Source organism: Gemmatimonas sp., assembly GCF_031426495.1.
Taxonomy (GTDB): Bacteria; Gemmatimonadota; Gemmatimonadetes; order Gemmatimonadales; family Gemmatimonadaceae; genus Gemmatimonas.
The window spans coordinates 114762-131486 of record NZ_JANPLK010000082.1; the positions used below are offsets into that span (position 1 = coordinate 114762).

Annotated in this window: 10 protein-coding genes and 1 pseudogene; 1 reads left to right on the plus strand and 10 read right to left on the minus strand. The window is 65.2% G+C overall.

The window, feature by feature from the left end:
- Positions 1-7 precede the first annotated feature (7 nt).
- From RMP10_RS21390 to RMP10_RS21400, 3 genes are read right to left on the minus strand one after another with little or no spacing between them, the layout of a single operon-like run.
- Positions 8-592, minus strand: coding sequence for an NTP transferase domain-containing protein (locus tag RMP10_RS21390; protein ID WP_310572113.1), 585 nt, complete (start codon positions 590-592; stop codon positions 8-10).
- 9 nt (positions 593-601) lie between these two features.
- On the minus strand, positions 602-1357 hold the full coding sequence (locus RMP10_RS21395) for a DUF1080 domain-containing protein (RefSeq protein ID WP_310572114.1): 756 nt from the start codon (positions 1355-1357) through the stop codon (positions 602-604).
- A 56-nt stretch (positions 1358-1413) separates the two neighbouring features.
- Positions 1414-2655, minus strand: a complete 1242-nt coding sequence (locus tag RMP10_RS21400; RefSeq protein WP_310572115.1) for a cation:dicarboxylase symporter family transporter — start codon at positions 2653-2655, stop codon at positions 1414-1416.
- 87 nt (positions 2656-2742) lie between these two features.
- On the opposite strand from RMP10_RS21400, the gene RMP10_RS21405 reads away from it, so the two are divergent.
- Positions 2743-3426 carry a hypothetical protein gene (locus RMP10_RS21405; protein ID WP_310572116.1) on the plus strand — a complete coding sequence of 228 codons (684 nt, stop codon included), beginning with the start codon at positions 2743-2745 and terminating at the stop codon, positions 3424-3426.
- An 85-nt stretch (positions 3427-3511) separates the two neighbouring features.
- Here RMP10_RS21405 and RMP10_RS21410 read toward each other — a convergent pair whose 3' ends face one another.
- The 7 genes and pseudogenes from RMP10_RS21410 to RMP10_RS21440 all read right to left on the minus strand — a co-directional run.
- Complete coding sequence (locus RMP10_RS21410) at positions 3512-3796, minus strand: hypothetical protein (protein ID WP_310572117.1); 285 nt, start codon at positions 3794-3796, stop codon at positions 3512-3514.
- Positions 3797-3986: 190 nt separating this feature from the next.
- Positions 3987-8351 (minus strand): two-component regulator propeller domain-containing protein, encoded by a 4365-nt coding sequence (locus RMP10_RS21415; protein WP_310572118.1) that lies wholly within the window; start codon positions 8349-8351, stop codon positions 3987-3989.
- The gene (locus RMP10_RS21420) at positions 8348-9862 is read right to left on the minus strand and encodes a TolC family protein (protein ID WP_310572119.1); all 1515 of its coding nucleotides are present in this window, start codon (positions 9860-9862) and stop codon (positions 8348-8350) included. Before RMP10_RS21420 ends, RMP10_RS21415 begins: the two co-directional genes overlap by 4 nt.
- Positions 9859-12882, minus strand: a complete 3024-nt coding sequence (locus tag RMP10_RS21425; protein WP_310572120.1) for an NHLP bacteriocin export ABC transporter permease/ATPase subunit — start codon at positions 12880-12882, stop codon at positions 9859-9861. The genes RMP10_RS21420 and RMP10_RS21425 overlap by 4 nt, the downstream gene beginning before the upstream one ends.
- Positions 12866-15151 carry an NHLP family bacteriocin export ABC transporter peptidase/permease/ATPase subunit gene (locus RMP10_RS21430; protein ID WP_310572121.1) on the minus strand — a complete coding sequence of 762 codons (2286 nt, stop codon included), beginning with the start codon at positions 15149-15151 and terminating at the stop codon, positions 12866-12868. Before RMP10_RS21430 ends, RMP10_RS21425 begins: the two co-directional genes overlap by 17 nt.
- Entirely contained in the window at positions 15148-16404 is a 1257-nt protein-coding gene (locus RMP10_RS21435; RefSeq protein ID WP_310572122.1) for an NHLP bacteriocin system secretion protein, read from the minus strand. Before RMP10_RS21435 ends, RMP10_RS21430 begins: the two co-directional genes overlap by 4 nt.
- Positions 16405-16594: 190 nt before the next feature.
- Positions 16595-16725, minus strand: a pseudogene (locus tag RMP10_RS21440) (IS30 family transposase); the annotation flags it as partial.

The following is a 16725-nucleotide window of genomic DNA, read 5'->3' on the forward strand; positions in this document are numbered from 1 at the left end:
ACGAGCGCTAATCGTCGACGGGACCGGTGTCATCGACGTTCCGATTCGTCATGGCTGTCCGCGTGCGCGGGTCGAGCAGCCGTAGCGCGCAGCTGCGCAGGATATGGCGAGCGCTGTCTTCGCCGCGATCGAAGGCCTGCAGGAATCGCTGCTGCGCGGCGGGCTCCCACAGTGCGATCATCGGTTCGATCTCCTGCGTATCCGGATTCAGATAGCCGATCGCCTCGATGTTGTCGGCGCGCGCGTCCACGAGACGCTGCAGATCCTGCGCATCGATCCACGGATAGTCGCAACCAACCACGAGCCACGCCACAGGGTTGTCTCGAGAGAATGCGGCGTGCAGGCCGCTGGCCGGACCATGTCCGGGCACGATGTCGTGTATGGCATGATCGCCGAGCATCCAGTCATCCGCCTGCGACGGTGTGCACGACCAGTACGGTTCGGCGTCGCACGCCCGCAGGGAATCCGCGAGGAACTGCCACTGCGGCGCGCCGTGATACGCGATCGTCGCTTTGTCTCGCCCCATCCGCGAACTCGCCCCTCCCGTCAGGACCAGTCCACGTAGCGGCGCCAACGTGCGAGCTCGCGGCATTCGCGATGCCTACTTCAACTCGCGGATCTTGATGTTCCGCATGGAGAGCTCACCGTTGTGATCGCCTTGAATGGCGAGAAAGCCCTTCTTCGCCAGGCCCCAGTCGGCGAACGGGGCAAACTTGAGCGGCTTCTTGGTGGGGTCGTTCGGATCGCCCCGCAGTTTGAGCATCCATTCCGGCGACCACATTTCGTACTGCGCGATGAGCTGGCCGTTGAGCCAGTGTTCGACGTGCGGGCCTTTCGCGACGATACGCGTGGTATTCCACTCGCCAGCGCGATGTACCACACCGCGCTTCGACGGATAAAAGCCGTACACCGCGGCCACGGACGTCATGATGTTTCGGCTATCGGGCGTGAGCGAGTCTTCGGCCAGCTGATACTCCGGCGCGCTCCAGTACACCTTGGTTTCCTTCTCGGTGGCGCGATAAAAGATGCCCGAGTTACCGCGCAGCGGGAGCTTCCAGTCGAGCGTAAGTTCGAAGTCTCCGTACTGCTCGCGCGTGACGATGTCATTGGTGGTTTTCACCTTGGTCATCGTGCCGTTCACGGCCATCCATTCGGGCGGCAAGTCGGCCTGCTGGTATCCGCGCCAGGCGGCGAGCGATGTACCGTCGAAAAGCAGCGTCCACCCGGCCTTTTTCTCGGCGTCGGAGAGCGTGTTCGCGGCCGCCGTGGCCGGCGCAGTCGCCGTCGAAGGTTTCACGGACGCCGCGCAGCCCGTGAACATCACGAGGGCGGCAAGGGACAGGAGACGACGGGTCATGGCGAGCGGTGCGGTGGTGGGCAGGGCAGGAGCGTGAAAGATTGCGGCAACGCTCGTCATTGCACCAGCCACGTGCGCGATCGACGCGCCACCAGCACGGTAGCGACCAGATTGCCCGTCACATTCAGCACCGTCGCGATCGTGTCGGGAATGGCGTCGACGGCGATCAGAATGCCGACGCCCTCGACGGGCAGTCCGACGGCGAGCAACAGCGGGGTGAGCATGATGAACCCGCCGCGTGGAATCCCGGGTGACGCGAACCCGAGAAAGACCGAGGCCAACGCGATCGTGAACAATTCCGGCGCGTGTATCGGCACGTTGTAGAACCAGGCAATGAACATCGCGCCGGCGGTCCAGGTGGTCGGTGCGGCCAGCTTGAACATGGCGGCGCCGAGCGGGAGCATGAATCCGGTTACGTTCTTGGGCAGCGCGAGCGCGTCTTCGGCCGCCTCCACGAGGGCCGGGAGTGCAGCGAGCGAGGAGCTCGAGCTGAAGGCAATCAGCTGCGCCGGAAGCGCGGCTTTGGCAAATCGCCCCATAGGAATTCCGCCGACGAGGGCGACGACGGGATAGAGCAGCGCGATTACCAGCAGCGTGACGAGCGTGTAGGCCGCGATGTAGAACCCGATGGCACCCGCCATCGACCCGCCGGCGTGCGCCGTGATAGGCAACACCATGGCGAACACGCCGATCGGGGCCAGCCAGATCACGCCCCGCACCAGTGTCATCATGGCCTCGCCGAGGGCGCGAAAGAATGCGACCAACGTGGTGCGCGTCTCGGTCGAGCTGCGGGCGACCGCGATCGCAAACAGCAGCACGAACAGAATGAACGGCACCATCGCGCCGTTGGCCGCCGCGCTAATCGGGTTGGCGGGCAGCAGGGAGGTCAGCCATGACGCGAACGTGGGCGTCTGCCCGCTGCGTGCGACTTCGCTCGCCGCCTCTGCGGCGCCGGGGGGCAGGGCCGGACGCGCGCCGGTGGGCATGAAGGAGAAGAGCAGCGGCACCGTGGGAATGACCAAGGCGGCCGCACCGATCAGCAAGGCGAGAAAGACGCCGAGCGCACTGGCGCCCATGCGTCCGATATCGCGGACGTCGGAGGCCGACGCCACGCCGGTCACGATCAGGGCGACCAACAACGGGATGACCGTCATGCGGATCGCCGTCACCCACAGCTCACCAACGGGAACGAGCGCGTCGGCCGCCTGTAACGCCCGCGGATTGCCGGTCGAGGCGATCAGCGCCCCGAGCAGGATGGCCAGAACGAGGGAGGCGAGCACGCGGGTGCCTTCTTTCATGCAGGGAGGGCTGGAGGGGATGAACCGGCCCCCGAAACAAGCACGTCGGCCGGAGACTCGCCAGCTTGCAATGGAAGGAGTCGTATCGTGTTCACGTCTTCACTTCGTATTGCTGTTCTTCCGCTCGCAACTGTCGCCGCTATTGCGATACCGCGAGTTGCCGCTGCGCAGACGTGCCTGGGGCTCGCCGACCAACGGCTCGTCTCGCAGAGCGTCTCCGGCACCGCTGGTGCATCGGGTGAACTGCGGCGCCTGTCGGGACAGTATTCACTCGCCGGCGAACGCGTGTTCGGGAGCCTCACTGGGTCCTACCTTGCGCGGGAGGACCGTACCGCGCCCGGGGCCGTCGTGGGCGGTGAGCTCGGCTACGCGAAGGCGCTGCCCGGGGGATTTGCGGTGTGTCCTCGCGCGCAGCTGACCTGGCAATCCGCTCGCGTGGGTTTGGACGCCTTCACCACGGCATCGTTGGGTGCCGCGTTTGGCCGCGCGATTTCCGTGACGGGCTCCTTTGCCCTCGTGCCGTCGCTGCAACTTGGCATCGCCAACCGCAGTGGCGGCCCGCTCGGTCTGCTCCAGATTGGTCCGGATACGAAGCTGCCACCCAACAACCGCACGTTCGGTGAACTCGGCGTCGGCATCGGCCTGCGGTTCGGCGACGTGCTCACGGTGCGACCGGCGTACAATCGTGCTTTCGGCATGGGCGCGGGGCTGCTCACGGACTACGACAACACGTTCTCGCTGTCGATCTCGGTGGGGCGCAATCGGCGGTAATACCATACCCCCGCGCGCCATTGGGCACACGGGGGCATCTCTTCGTCCTACTCGAAGGCCGAGCTGCTACGCAGCAACCCTCACGTCAGCCGGGGATCGATCGGAGCCCACTCAGCGCCGTGTTCGTCGCGTTCGTGTAGGTCGTCTGAGGGTTCGTGGACGTCGTCGTTGCCGTCGTAGTGCTCGTCCTCACAACATAGGTGGAGGCGGTCTTTACGGGCGCGGTGGAGGTTGTGCTGGTGGGGGCCGTCGTGCCCGTGTTCATGTCCAATGAGCCGTCGTTGTACAACACCCCGCCAGCGACGGCGTCCAGCTGATCGTCGCTCAGCATGTCACTCTGCGGAACCGTACCCTCAATGTTGTCGCTCATGTCGGAAATCCTCGATAGTACGCGTGATCTCTAGCGCGCCGGGGTTCGACGCCACGCGACAATACGGGCTTCACCGGGCAACCACCTACGCGGCATGTTGCATCGTGCATGCCCACCGGTTGCCAGCCTATGTCCCGGCGCCCTGCTGCAACGGTGAGGCATAACTGCAACCTCCCGGCACACCGCGTATTCATGGGCGATTCTTGGCGCGGTACTCCGCCGGGGTGACGTGGTAGTACTCCTGGAAGCACCGGTAGAAGTGCGAGACGCTTCGGAAGCCAACCGAGAATGCCACGTCGGCCACCGAGCCGGTCGTCTCGCGCAGCAAGCGCGCCCCTTCATCAGCCCGAACCCGCCGCAGCAGCTCTGACGGGGAAGCGCCGGTCACCTGGCGCACCCGGCGAAAGAGGTGCGATCGGTCCTGGAACACGGCATCGGCAAGTTCAGCGACGCCAAAGTCGGCCTCGCCGAGTCCGGCACTGATGGCTGCCAGCACCTTTTCGCGATACAGCGCGTCGTCGGGGGTGAGGGTACTCGCTTCCGCGTCGGCTTGGTCGCGATCGGTGTCCGGCAGGGACGGCGGCAGCGGTGATCCCGATCCCATCCCGGCCGCGTGCAACAACGGTTCATGAAAGCGCACCCGCAGTCGGCGCCGGGCCGCGATGAGGTTACGCACGCGCACGTCCAGTTCGCGCATTTCGAACGGTTTCACCAGGTAGTCGTCGGCGCCGCCCTCGAGTCCCGCCAGGCGTTGCTCATCCTCTGCCTGCGCGGTGAGCAAGATGATGGCGAGGTAATCAGTCTCTGCGCTCTCGCGCAGCGCCTTCACGAGCCCTCGGCCATCGAGCTGCGGCATCATGACGTCGGAAATGATCACATCGGGCAGCAAAGCGCGGGCGATCGTAACGCCCTCCACGCCATCTCCTGCCTCGAGCACGCGAAACCGGCTCTCGAAGTTGAGCCGAATGAACGTCCGCATGTCCTCACTGTCATCGACGATGAGCAGCGTGGGGATGTCCGACGCCGGATCATCTCGGCGAATCACCGCGTCGGCGACTTCCCCCGTACTCGCCGCTGGCGAGGGGTCGACAGCATGTGATACGCTGTCGGCAGCGGCAAGTGGCAGCGCAACGCTGAAGGTAGTGGCGTCGGCGGTGCTGACGGCCTGAACGGTTCCGCGCTGCAGCTCAACAAGCTCCTTCACCAAGGAGAGCCCGATGCCCGTGCCCGGTTGGATGGTCGTGTTGGACTCATCGACTTGATAAAAGCGCTCGAAGACAAGGGCCAGCTTTTCGGGGGGAACGATCGGGCCGGTATTCGCCACCGCGAGCAACAGCCGTTCCGTCTCGCGCGAGAGCGTGAGCGTAATGCGTCCGTTCGGCGGCGTGAACTTCACGGCGTTCGACAGCAGGTTGGTGACAATTTTCTCGAACGCGTCGCTGTCGAGGACGACCTCGCAAGTGACGCCACTCTCAAGATGAATTTGTAGTGCCTTCTTCTCGGCTGCTAAACGAAAACTCTCAATCGTGCCGCGTAACAGCCCACAGAGTTCCACATGCCGTGGTGACAGCCGCATGGCTCCCGCCTCGAGCTTGGCGACGTCGAGGATTTGATTCACCAGCTCCAGCAATCGCCGGGCGTTGCGTTGGGCCAAGTCCAACCAGACGCCGCGCTGATCCGCTGTTGGTAGCTGCGCGCGCAGCCGATCGAGCGGCGCGATCATAAGCGTCAGGGGGGTGCGCAACTCGTGTGACACATTGGCGAAGAACCGGCTCCGCGCACGATCAAGATCGCGCAGCGTACCAGCTTGTGCTTCAAGCTGTACGTTTTGGGATTCGAGCTGTCGCTCGCGATCACGGAGCGCCAAGGTGCGGTCAGTCACCACGCGCTCGAGCTCTTCGGCCCTTCGACTGGCGTCGCGGACGCGTCGCTGGACGGCGACGGCACAGATGGCAAATAGCCCGGCGGCCGCGACAATCTTGAACCACGTGGTTTCGTAGATGCGGGGAACGACCGTGAGGGCCAGTGCGGCGCCCGGCTCGTACCACTCATTGCCAGAGGCGGTCACCTGCACGCGGAACGTGTATTGGCCCGGTGGCAGCTGAGTATAGAAGGCACTGCGGCGCGTATCGCTGTCGACCCACGCGTTGTCGTATCCATCGAGCCGATGACGAAAGCGTACGTTGCGAGGTTCAAGAAACGTGAGCGCGGTGAAATCGATACGGATATCACGCTGTACGGGGGATAGCCGAACACTGTCGGCCGAAGGCAACAACACGGAGTCACCCGCGACGACCTGTTCGATGACGAGTGGCGGCGGTACCGTGTCCGGCGCCACCGTGCGTGGGTCCACGACGACGACGCCATCCTGTGTGGGGAACCAGATGCGCCCGTCGAGCCCCTTGGCGCCAGCCGGTTGCGAACCACCGTTTCCTTCGCGATTGCGCATGCCATCGCGTTCCGTGTACCCAGTGGAGTGCACACGTGCTGCGCGACCGTTCGCCAACTCGAGTGCTTCGGATCGCGTGATCCAGAAGATGCCGCGATTGGTGTTCATCCAGAGGCGCCCGGCGTCGTCTTCAAGGATCTGATGGATGACATTATCGAAGAGCCCTTCACGGGTGGAGATCACTGCGATACGTCTTCGTTCCGGGTCGTTCTGTCGCGAGTCCCAACCGCGCGGATTGATCCGTGCCAATCCTCGACCTTCCGTACCGACCCAGAGCCAGCCGTCGCGGTCGACGTACAGCGAGCGGATCAAATCACTCGGGAGGCCGTTGACCGTGGTGATGCTCGTGAACACGCCCTCGCGATAGCGAAGCAGGCCGTCCCCGTTCGTGCCCATCCAGATTGCACCGTCGGGAGTCGCAGCGAACGCACGCACCGACGGCGAGAGTGTGCCCGGTCCATTCACGTCGAGGCGACGGAGCCGCCCATTATCGCGGCGGAACAGTCCACTCCGCGCACCGACCCACAACCGCGAGTCCGAATCCTCGTATAACGCCGACACTTCCAACACGGTGTCGCCGCTCGCCGCTTCCATCACGCATTGCGTGACCTTGAAACGTGAACACCGATACAAGGCGCTTGGATAACCACCAACGCCGATCCAGAGCGTGCTATCGCGTGCCTCGAGGATCGAACGCGCGACGAGGGGCATCGCATTCGCGTCGCCCAGCGGCGTGATCTCACCGGATATCGGATCGATCCGAGCGAAGCCTCGTTCCCACGAGCCGACCCAGACTGCGCCGGCTCGATCAACATAGGTTGGGTACACGTTGCGATCCGCGAGCCCTTCCGGTTCGCTGATGGTATGGACAAGCGTTGGCTTCAGCCGATGAAGTCCACCCGCAAAGGTGCCCAGCCAGAGGCTCCCCTCGCGATCGGTCAGCCCAGTTGTAATTTCAAACGATGAGTTGATTGCCTTACCCGTTGGGTTGAGGCTGTAGATCGGCTCACGATTTCGGTAGATGGTCGAGCCTTCGGTGTGCCACATCGTCGAAGCGGTACTCCACACTGTCGGGTGGAACGTTACCGCCTTCCCTTTCGCCAAGGGCTCCAGCCGTGTGCCGTCATAGACCACCACCAAGCGCGGGTTGTTGGCCTCCGCAGCGCTGAGGCCTGGACCATACCTTCGACGACCGTAGAAAATGGCCCCGGAACCGGAGGGGTTGGCGACAATACGCGCAATCCAGCCAAACGAGGTGCTGGGCGTGGACGGAATCGAGTGCCAGCCGTTGCGATTTGAATAAATCCCATCAGCCGCGCCAATCCATAACGTGCCAGGTGACTCTTCGAACAGCGATTGCACAACGAGGTGCGCCACGGCGCTATCCATCGGCTCGTCTCGACGCTCAAGTCGGCCCGCGCTCGGCGCACGGAACCGAACAATCCCGCCGTTTGCCATGCCGACCACCAGCGACCCATCGCGGGTTCGCAGCAGGGCATTGACGGGGCCACGAATCTCGTCGCGCAACACTGGCACAAGTGAATCACCAGCGACGCGTGCCAGCCCGCCCATGGTGCCAACCCATGTTGTCCCATCGGCTTCAGTAAGCAGCGGCAGAAAGTCGGCCGGAAAAAGCCCGGCGGCCCCGATTGCGGTAAAGCGCCCGTCGCGCCATCGCACCAAATGGCGCTGCTCGGTGACCAGCCAGAGTTCGCCGTGCGCACCTTCCTGCATCCATACAATGCGGTCACTCGGCAGGCCCGCACTGTTCGCGCTATTGAAGACCGTGAACTTCACACCGTCGAATCGTACCAGTCCGTCAAACGTCGCGGCCCAGATGTATCCGTCGCGCGCTTGCAGCAGCTGATTGATGGAGTTGACGGGCAGGCCATCAGCCACGCTCCACGACTCATGCACCACTTCATAGTTGCTGAAGGCGCCGCGCAACGGCACCGGCGCGGTGGCGGAGCGTGCGCGCGGTTGCGCCGGAAGCGGTGACGCCGGCGTGAGCGAGAGCCACGCGCACACCATCGCCTGCACGACGGAGAACGCCACGCGGCGAAGTCGCGGCAGAAAGAACAGGGAGCGCGCCATCGCGCTGCTCATGGCGCTATCGGCGCCTGTCCGATGGCCAACCGGAATCGTGCGCTCGCCCGCGCAAGATCGTAACGCGCCCGAACAGCTTCAAGCTGCGCCTGCACGGCATTCTCCTCAGTTTGGAGCAAGCGAAAGGAATCACCCAGCCCAAGTTCCAGCCGACGGCGCTCGGCCGCCAGCTGTTCCCACGCTAAACTGGCCGCGTTCGCGGCGCTCCGCCATCTCTGCGAACCCAGGGTGATCGCGCGAACCGCCGTGCGCACCTCGCTGGTAACTTGCGCCTCACGGCTGCTAAGGCGGATCGACTCGACGTCCAGCGCCGTCCGCGCCAGCAGCGAGAGACCACGGTCTCCGCGATTGAGCATGGGCGCGCCCATCGACACACCCAGCCGCCACGCGCTGCTCGGCGTCGTCGCGATCGATGCCGACGTCGCGCCGGACGCGGCCGACGACCAGCCAGCGTCGAGCGCAAGACTGGGAAGCAACGCATTGCGCGATTGCGCCGCGCGCAACTGCGAGGCATCGCGATGAGCGCGTGCGGCGCGCAAGTCCTTGCGATTCGCGAGCGCCAGCGTGATGGCATCGGCGAGGGGCGGGATGTCATATGATGGCGCCACCTCGGTGATCGCGAGCGCCGGGAGCGTATCGGCCTGCACGAGCGCGGCCGCCTTGGCACCGTACACCGCGAACAGGAGTGCATCGGACTGATCGTATCGCGACTGGCGTGCTTGTGTATAGTACGCCTCGCGGAGTGATACGCCACTTCGCACCGTGAGCACATCGACGGTCGCGATGAGATCCCGCGAGGCGAGCTCCACATTGCGCGACAGAATCTCCTGCGCGAGTTCGAGCGATCGCCCGTATACGGCTTCGACGGCCTGCGCTTCAGCGAGCAGCCAATACTGAAGCTCGAAACCGGCCGCGATCTCCTCGCGCGTTCGCGACAGCTGTTGTCCCGCCGCAGTGCGTTCCACTAGCGCGGCGCGCCACGCCACGGTGCGCTGGTTGGCGCCTTCCAACAGTGGCTGCGACACGGCGAGCGACAGGCGCGACGGGCCGGTTCGGCTGGACACGCCCGACGATGCGAACGCACCGGCTAACGTGTAGTCGGCCGAGAGTGTGGTGCCCCACGGCAATGCGCCCGCCACACCGATCGCGGATACCCGCGTCGTAGTCGTCGCGATGCCGGCCGCGCGCGAGGCGCCCGTCAGATCGCTGCGTAACCGAAGCTCTGGGTCGAGCGCGCGCGCCTCGTACACTGCAGCACCGTCGGCGACTCGGCGATCCGCGTTGGCCAGCTGTGCGGCGAAGGCTTCCCGTAGCCCGATGTTCACCAGTGCGGCGAGCGTCACCGGTCGTCCGGGCAACCGGGCGATCAGCACGTCAATCGACTGCGACATGGCGGAGGGGCGCGCGCTGTCGCCCGCGACTTGCGCCACCAACCCGGCCGCGGGCCAGAGCGTGCCGGCCACGGCGATCGCCACGACGGCGATCCGGCGTGCTCGCCGCACCGCGATCATACGTCCTGCCGCCGCGCCATTTGCGCGAACAGTCCGTTCTCACGCATCAGCGCGTCGTAGGTTCCACTCTCCACAATGCGTCCACCATCGAGCACAACGATGCGATCGGCGTGACGTACCGTGCTGAGTCGATGCGCCACTACAACCCGCGTGGCGTGCAGCTGCTCCACGCTCTCGCTCACGAGTCGCTGGGTGCGATTGTCGAGCGCGCTCGTGGCTTCGTCAAAGAACAGGATGCGCGGACGACTCACCAGCGCGCGCGCGATGAGTAGTCGCTGGCGCTGTCCACCCGAGAGCCCGCCTCCACCTTCGGACACCCGCGTGTGCAATCCCATCGGCATGGCACGAAGATCGTCCTCCATCCCCGCCATGCGCACGGCCTCCCACGCATCGTCGAGTGTTCGTCCCGACGCGCCAACGATGTTGCTCAGGATGTCACCCGGCGTGAGCGAGGCGTTCTGCAGCACCACGCCGACTTGTCGGCGCACCGCCGCGACATCGACCGTGGACAGTTCGTGGCCGTCAAAGCGAATCGAGCCGCTATCCGGCTTCTCGAAACCGAGCAGTAGGCGCAGCAGTGTGGACTTTCCCGAACCGGACGGACCGACCAACGCCACGAACGCACCCGCCGGAATATCGAGTGACACACCCTGCAGAATGGTGGGTCCGTCGGCAGTGTACGCGAATTTCAGCTGGCGCACATCGATGCGGCCAGCGAGTTGCCCGGGATCCGGCCGGTAAAAATCCACCTCCGGCACCGTGGTCAGCAACGGGCGTCCGCGTTCCCACGTGGGAAGCAGGTCCAGCATAGAGACAGCCGTTCGCGAGAGGGAAAGTCCGGCCGCCGTGAATGTCCCGGCCGCGGCAGAGAAGGCGAGAAACTGTCCCGTGGACATGTGTGATACCGACTGCGTGGCCAGCCACGCATACATCGCATACATCGCGATGCTGGTCGCGATCTCGAGCACGTCGTAGAACGCACCAAGATTGATGGAGAACAAACCCACCGCGTACGACACGCGTTGTTGGCGTTGAAACAGCTGCGACCAACGGGCAAACGCGCGCGGTTCAGCGGCGGCCACGCGCAGTTTCGCGATGCCATGCAAGAGTTCCAGCAGCAACCCCGACAGCTTGCCGGCCGTATCCATCTGTTCACGCACGTATCGTAACGACCAGCGTGACACGCCGGCTGACACCGCGATGTTCACCACCAGAATAGCAACGCACAACATCGCAAGTGGCACGCTGTAGTACAGCAGGAGCAGACCCGCGCTGAAGGCCACGAAGCTGCCGAGCAGCGCCGACAGTGACGCATTGCCCAGCTCTTCGCCGATCGTGTACACGCTCATGGCGCGTTGGCCGAGATCGCCGGCGGAGTAGTTCCGAAAAAATGTGGCGGGCAATCGGATGAGTCGGTCGAGCACGGCGAGCTGCAGCGCGTGCGTCACGCGCGTGTGCAGGCGCAGCATCGCCACGCCGCGCGTCAACTCAAAGAGCACGCCGGAGACGCTGGCGATCACAAGTGCGCTGAAGACCGTGACCAGTCCACCGCGGTCGGCGCTGGGAATGACATCGTCGAACAGATACGCACTCAACACGGGCAGGACCATGCCGAGAAAGGAGGCCAGGCCGGCCAGCAGTGCCAGCGTTTGGACATCACGCCGAATGCCGACCGTCACGAAGCGCCACAGGTCGCCTACACGCAGCGCCGTCGCCGGCAGCCCGCGATAGAACACGAGGCCAAACGCGGCGAGATGCTGCACGATCGACTTCTGGACCGGAGTGCGAGACCCCGTTTCCGGGTTGACGATGTCGTAGCCGCCGGCCTGGTTGGGCAAGAGGGCCACCGGCACGCGCTCGATTTCGTGAGCAGCGTTCGACATGCTCGCGGTGCTCAACTGTCGCAGCTCAAGAAAGCCGAGCAGCGGGCCGGCATCGCGCGTCCACCATTCCGGCTCAAGGACGACGCGCCGATAGCCCACCGACGACGACTCGGCGATGCGGCACGCGCTCGCGAACGGATCCACCACGTGCAGACCCTGCGATGGCGCACGGAAACGAAGGCCTTGAGCCGCCGCCACCATGTCCATCGCGGCCAACAGCGGCAGGCCCTTGCGTCGATCGCTCGGCGTCACGTTGCCCGCCATCACGGCGGCCATAGCGGTGAGCGCGTCGTCGCTTGCACCGGCGTCGGCAGCCATGCGCGCGCGCAGCTGCGTGGTGCGCGCCGAGTCGTCGCGTTGCCGCTGACGCGCGGCCGATTGCACCAGGTACTGCGCGAACGCGGCCAGCGCGACGGTGTGTGCGTCGCGTCGAACGAGCGTCTCACTGGAGCAGCTCGTGATCGCGACCTCACCACCCTCGTCGTCGGCCGACGCCCACAATCCCGGCGCGAGTGGGAACGGCGGCACTTCGCTGGTGAGCGTGACGTCGAATTCTCCCGCTACGTCGAGCGATCCACGCGAGACCGCGACCCAACGCACCTCCCGCCGAACCCCAACGCAGCCACCCGAGGGAACGCGCTGCGCGTCGTGCACATCCAGCGCGACATCGAGCTGCGGCGCGCGGCGCGCGAGGTCGGTGATCCCTTCACCCACCGCCTGCACGAGTCGGTCGAGCTCGGCGGCAAGCAGCAGCGGATCTACCGTGGCACCAGCGCTCCACGAGGCCGACGACAAGCGGGCGAGCCGCGTGTCGGCACCGCCTACCGCCATCAGGGTGAGTCGTCGTTGGGCGTCGAAGCCTGCCCCGGGCAGTATCATGCCGGCGTCGGCACGAAAGAGAAATGTGCGCGGGCCAGCCACGACACCGTGACGCAGCGGTACGGCGAAGACATCGACGTCGCCCGACACCACCAGCCACGTGGCACTCGGATCGTCCAACCAGACCGGCGCGTTGTTCCCTGCAGGCCGTGCGAGCACGGTATGGCACATGGCGATCGAGTTCGCCTTCCTCTCGGCTAGCATCGGCGCGAGTGCGCTCGGGCCTTCCCAGATCGGCCGGCTAGGCGACATCAGCATGCGCTGACACCTCCAGCAAACGTACGTAGTGGCCGTTGCGGTCTTCGATCAGTGCGTCGTGCGTACCGCGCTGCACGACCACGCCGCGATCGAGCACCACGATCTCGTCGCAGTCGCGCACGGTGCTGAGCCGGTGCGCGACGATAAGGCAGGTGCAACCACGGCGGCGGATGTTGCGGTCAATCAGTGCTTCCGTGACGGTGTCGAGTGCGCTGGTCGCTTCGTCGAGGACGAGCACCCGCGGATTCAGGCAGAGCGCGCGCGCGATCTCTAGTCGCTGCCGTTGTCCGCCACTCAAGTTCGCCCCGCCTTCCTGCAATACGCTGTCGAATCCACCCGGACGCATGGTGATCACATCGTCGATGCGAGCGTCACGCGCCGCCTGCTGCACATGCCATTCGGGAATGGTGTCATCCCAGAGCGTGAGTGCCTCGCGGATGGTGCCTGAGAACAGGCGCACGTCCTGGTCCACCAACGCCACCGAGGCGCTGAAGAGCTCGCGCTCGATCTCCCGTATCGGACGCCCGTCAAAGTAGATCGCGCCACCCCACGGTTCGTACAACCCGCACACCAGTTTGCTCACGGTGGACTTGCCGCACCCCGATGCACCCACCAGCGCCACGCGTGCGCCGGGAGTCAACGTCAGGCTGAAATCGCGCAACAACGGTGGCGCGAGTCGAGAGTAGCCGAACGTCACGTTGTGGAGCTCGATCTGTCCGCTCAGCGACGGTTCCGCAGCGGCGACATGCACCTGCGTTTCACGCAGGTCGACCACTCGCAGATCAACGCGCGTGCCCGGCGGCGCAATCTCCGACCGTGTCTGGCTGTCGAGAGGATATTGCAGGACGTCGTCGATCCGGCCGAGCTCACCGACCACGGTCTGCAAGCGCGCGCCGAGCGACAACAGATTCTGCACCGGACCAAAGAAGCCAGCCTGGAGCGACTGAAACGCGACCAACATGCCGAGCGTTAGCGCTCCGTTCATCACGTGGAGACCGCCCAACGCCAATACCGCGGCACCGCCGATGCCGCTCAACACACTCGGCACACTGGAGAGCGCGTACGACTGGCGTGCCAGCAGCTGCGACGTGTTGGTGAGCGTGGCTTGATGTCCCGCGAGCGTCGCGAACAGTTGGGCTTCGCCGCTGGTGGCTTTGAGCGTCTCGATGTTGCCAAGCCCGCCCATCAGCGCGCCGACGAATTTGCCTTCCTCTTGCAGGAGTCGACGATTGCCATCGACGCGACTCGCGGACACGAGCCGCATCAGCCAGAGATTCGCCGTCACAATCGCAATGGAAAGTAGCGCCAGTTGCCAGTCATACAACCACATCAGCACGGCGTAGAACACGACGAGCAGGAGATCGATGGCCGTCGACGCTACCTGACCGGCCAACAGCTGTGTCACGGAATTGTTCAGGGCCACCCGCGAGCTGATGTCGCCCGCCGAACGTTGACTGAAGAACTCCACCGGCAACCGAAGCACGTGCCAGAGAAAGCGACTGGACTCCACGATCGACAGGCGCGTGCCAAGTCGCAGCAGCACATACGAGCGGAGCCACACCAGCGCACCGCGTAGCACGGCCGTCAGCGTCATGCCCAGCAGCAGCGGACCCACCCACCCGTGCAGCGACTGCACGAGCACCTGATCAACGAAGAGCCGAGCGAACGCAGGCACGAGCAAACCAGGCAGCACGAGGGCGAGCCCGGCGAGTATCGCGAACGCGACCGGCCCCCGCGTGCCGCGAATGCGTTCACGAATCGCCGCGCGCAATGAAGGCTCGGCGCCGGCGCGCTCGAAGGCTGGACCTGGCGAGAAGCAGAGCACGACACCGGTGTAGGCGTCGTCCACTTCCTGCATGCTCACACGACGCGGCCCGGTGGCGGGATCGTTCAGATACGCCACGTCGTCGACAATGCCCTCGAGCACGACGAAGTGGTTGAAGTTCCAAAAGAGTACACACGGCATGGCGCTCGTGCGGAGCGTATCGAGCTCGCGCTTGAAGCCGCTGGCTTCGAGGCCGAACGTTCGCGCGGCGCGCAAAATGTTCTTCGCCGTGACGCCATCGCGTGACACACCGCAGGCGACGCGCAATTCTTCGAGTGGCACGTAGCGGCCGTAGAAGCCCAGGATCGAGCTCAAACAGGCCGCGCCACATTCCACCGCTTCCATCTGCAACACGGTGCGCGTACGCGGCGGACGCATACGAAAGCGCCGCCACGCCAGGCGGGTCGCGGCCACCACCGTTCGCACGCGTGTCGCCGCGCTCACGCGCTCAGCCCCAAGGTGGAGCGCAGAAACGGAAGTAACAACGTGATCGGACGCCGGCGCGACACCACGACCGATACGCCGATACTGGTGCCACTGCCAACCTGCGCTGGCGGTCCGTCGCGGGTGGACCAGCGAAATCCACTGGACGTGGTGCTGTCGCGCTGCAGCGTGACTTCCACGAGAAATGAGGCGCCGCGCGACGCCAGCTGTTGGACCAGCAAGTCGTTGCCCAGCGTGCGGGTCATACCCGCGAGCGTCATCGGTTGCGCCGACACCGATTGGACGCGTCCCACGATGAACCCGAACTCCTCCCGCTTCACCGTGGCCGGCGCGACGCGAGCCTCCATGCCGGGCGAGATGCGCTTACCGTCATTCGATACGAAGACCAAGGCTTGCAGCGGGACATCGGCGAGTTCGATCGAGACCAGCGCTTGCCCCACGTTCACGAGCTGACCGATGCTCGAGCGCACTTCGCGCACGTACCCGCGATAAGGACTGGTGACCCGGCCGGCTTGCACGAGGTCGAGCTGTTGGGCCGCGAGCTCGCGCTCGGCCTCCTGCAGTCGACGGCGCACGTCGGTCACGCTCTCCACACCGTTGTTCGCCAGCTGGAGTCGACGCAAGGCGTTGTTCTGGAGGTCGAGTTCGAGGGCGGCAATCTCTCCCCGGCCGGCGTCGAGCGCGGCCACGCTGGCCTGAACCGAGGTCTCGGTGACCAGGCCCAGCGTGCGCGCCTCCCGTTCCGCCTGCACGCGCTGTTGCAGAAACGCGGCCCGTGCGGTGAGCGAGGCGAGCCGGCGGCTCAGATCGGCGCGCTCGGCGTCGAGGCGTCGGGTTTCCAACGAGGCGTTGGACCTGACGAAGTTGTCTCGGGTGCCGAGCTCCGCGCGAAGCGTGCGGACACGGTCACCGGCCTGCGAGACCGCCTGCTCGAGCCGTGGCTGCCGAATCCGGGCGATCAGGGCGCCGGCCTCCACAAGGTCACCCGCGCGAACCGGGAGGACGTCAACGACGCCGGCACCCAGGGCTTCGATTTCCCGCAGCCCCTCCGTGCTGAGGAGAATGCCGGTGCCGTCCACCGTGATCGGAATCCGCCCGAACACCGACCAGGTGAGCAGCGCACTCACCAGAAGGAGCAGTCCAACCAGCGCCGCCCAGAGTCGGGGACTGGTTACCACCAGCATGCGGTCGAGCTGCTCGGGGCTGGCCAAGCGGTCGAGCGCGGACTGCCGGAAGGGAGAGGCGGGGGGCATGGCGAGGGCGACGTGACGCAGCGGTGGCCGACGGCGGCCCGTTCGCGGGTCGGCCTACAGTGGTGCTGAACCGGTCGCCGTGTATAGTCGAGCGGTTGCGTCGCGTGTTGCATGCAACGTGGGGGCAGGGTTGTGCAACGTAGGTGGAATCCCGATACCGTCAGCACCGTCAACATTTAGCACGGCGGATTCAACGAGTCGGTGCAACGCTCTCAGCGAAGATAGCTGCCGGCGTGCGGAAGCCGAGGGTTTTTCGCGGACGCGTATTCACTTCGTGGGCGACCCGATCGAGATCGCGTTGGGTATACGCGGACAAATCAG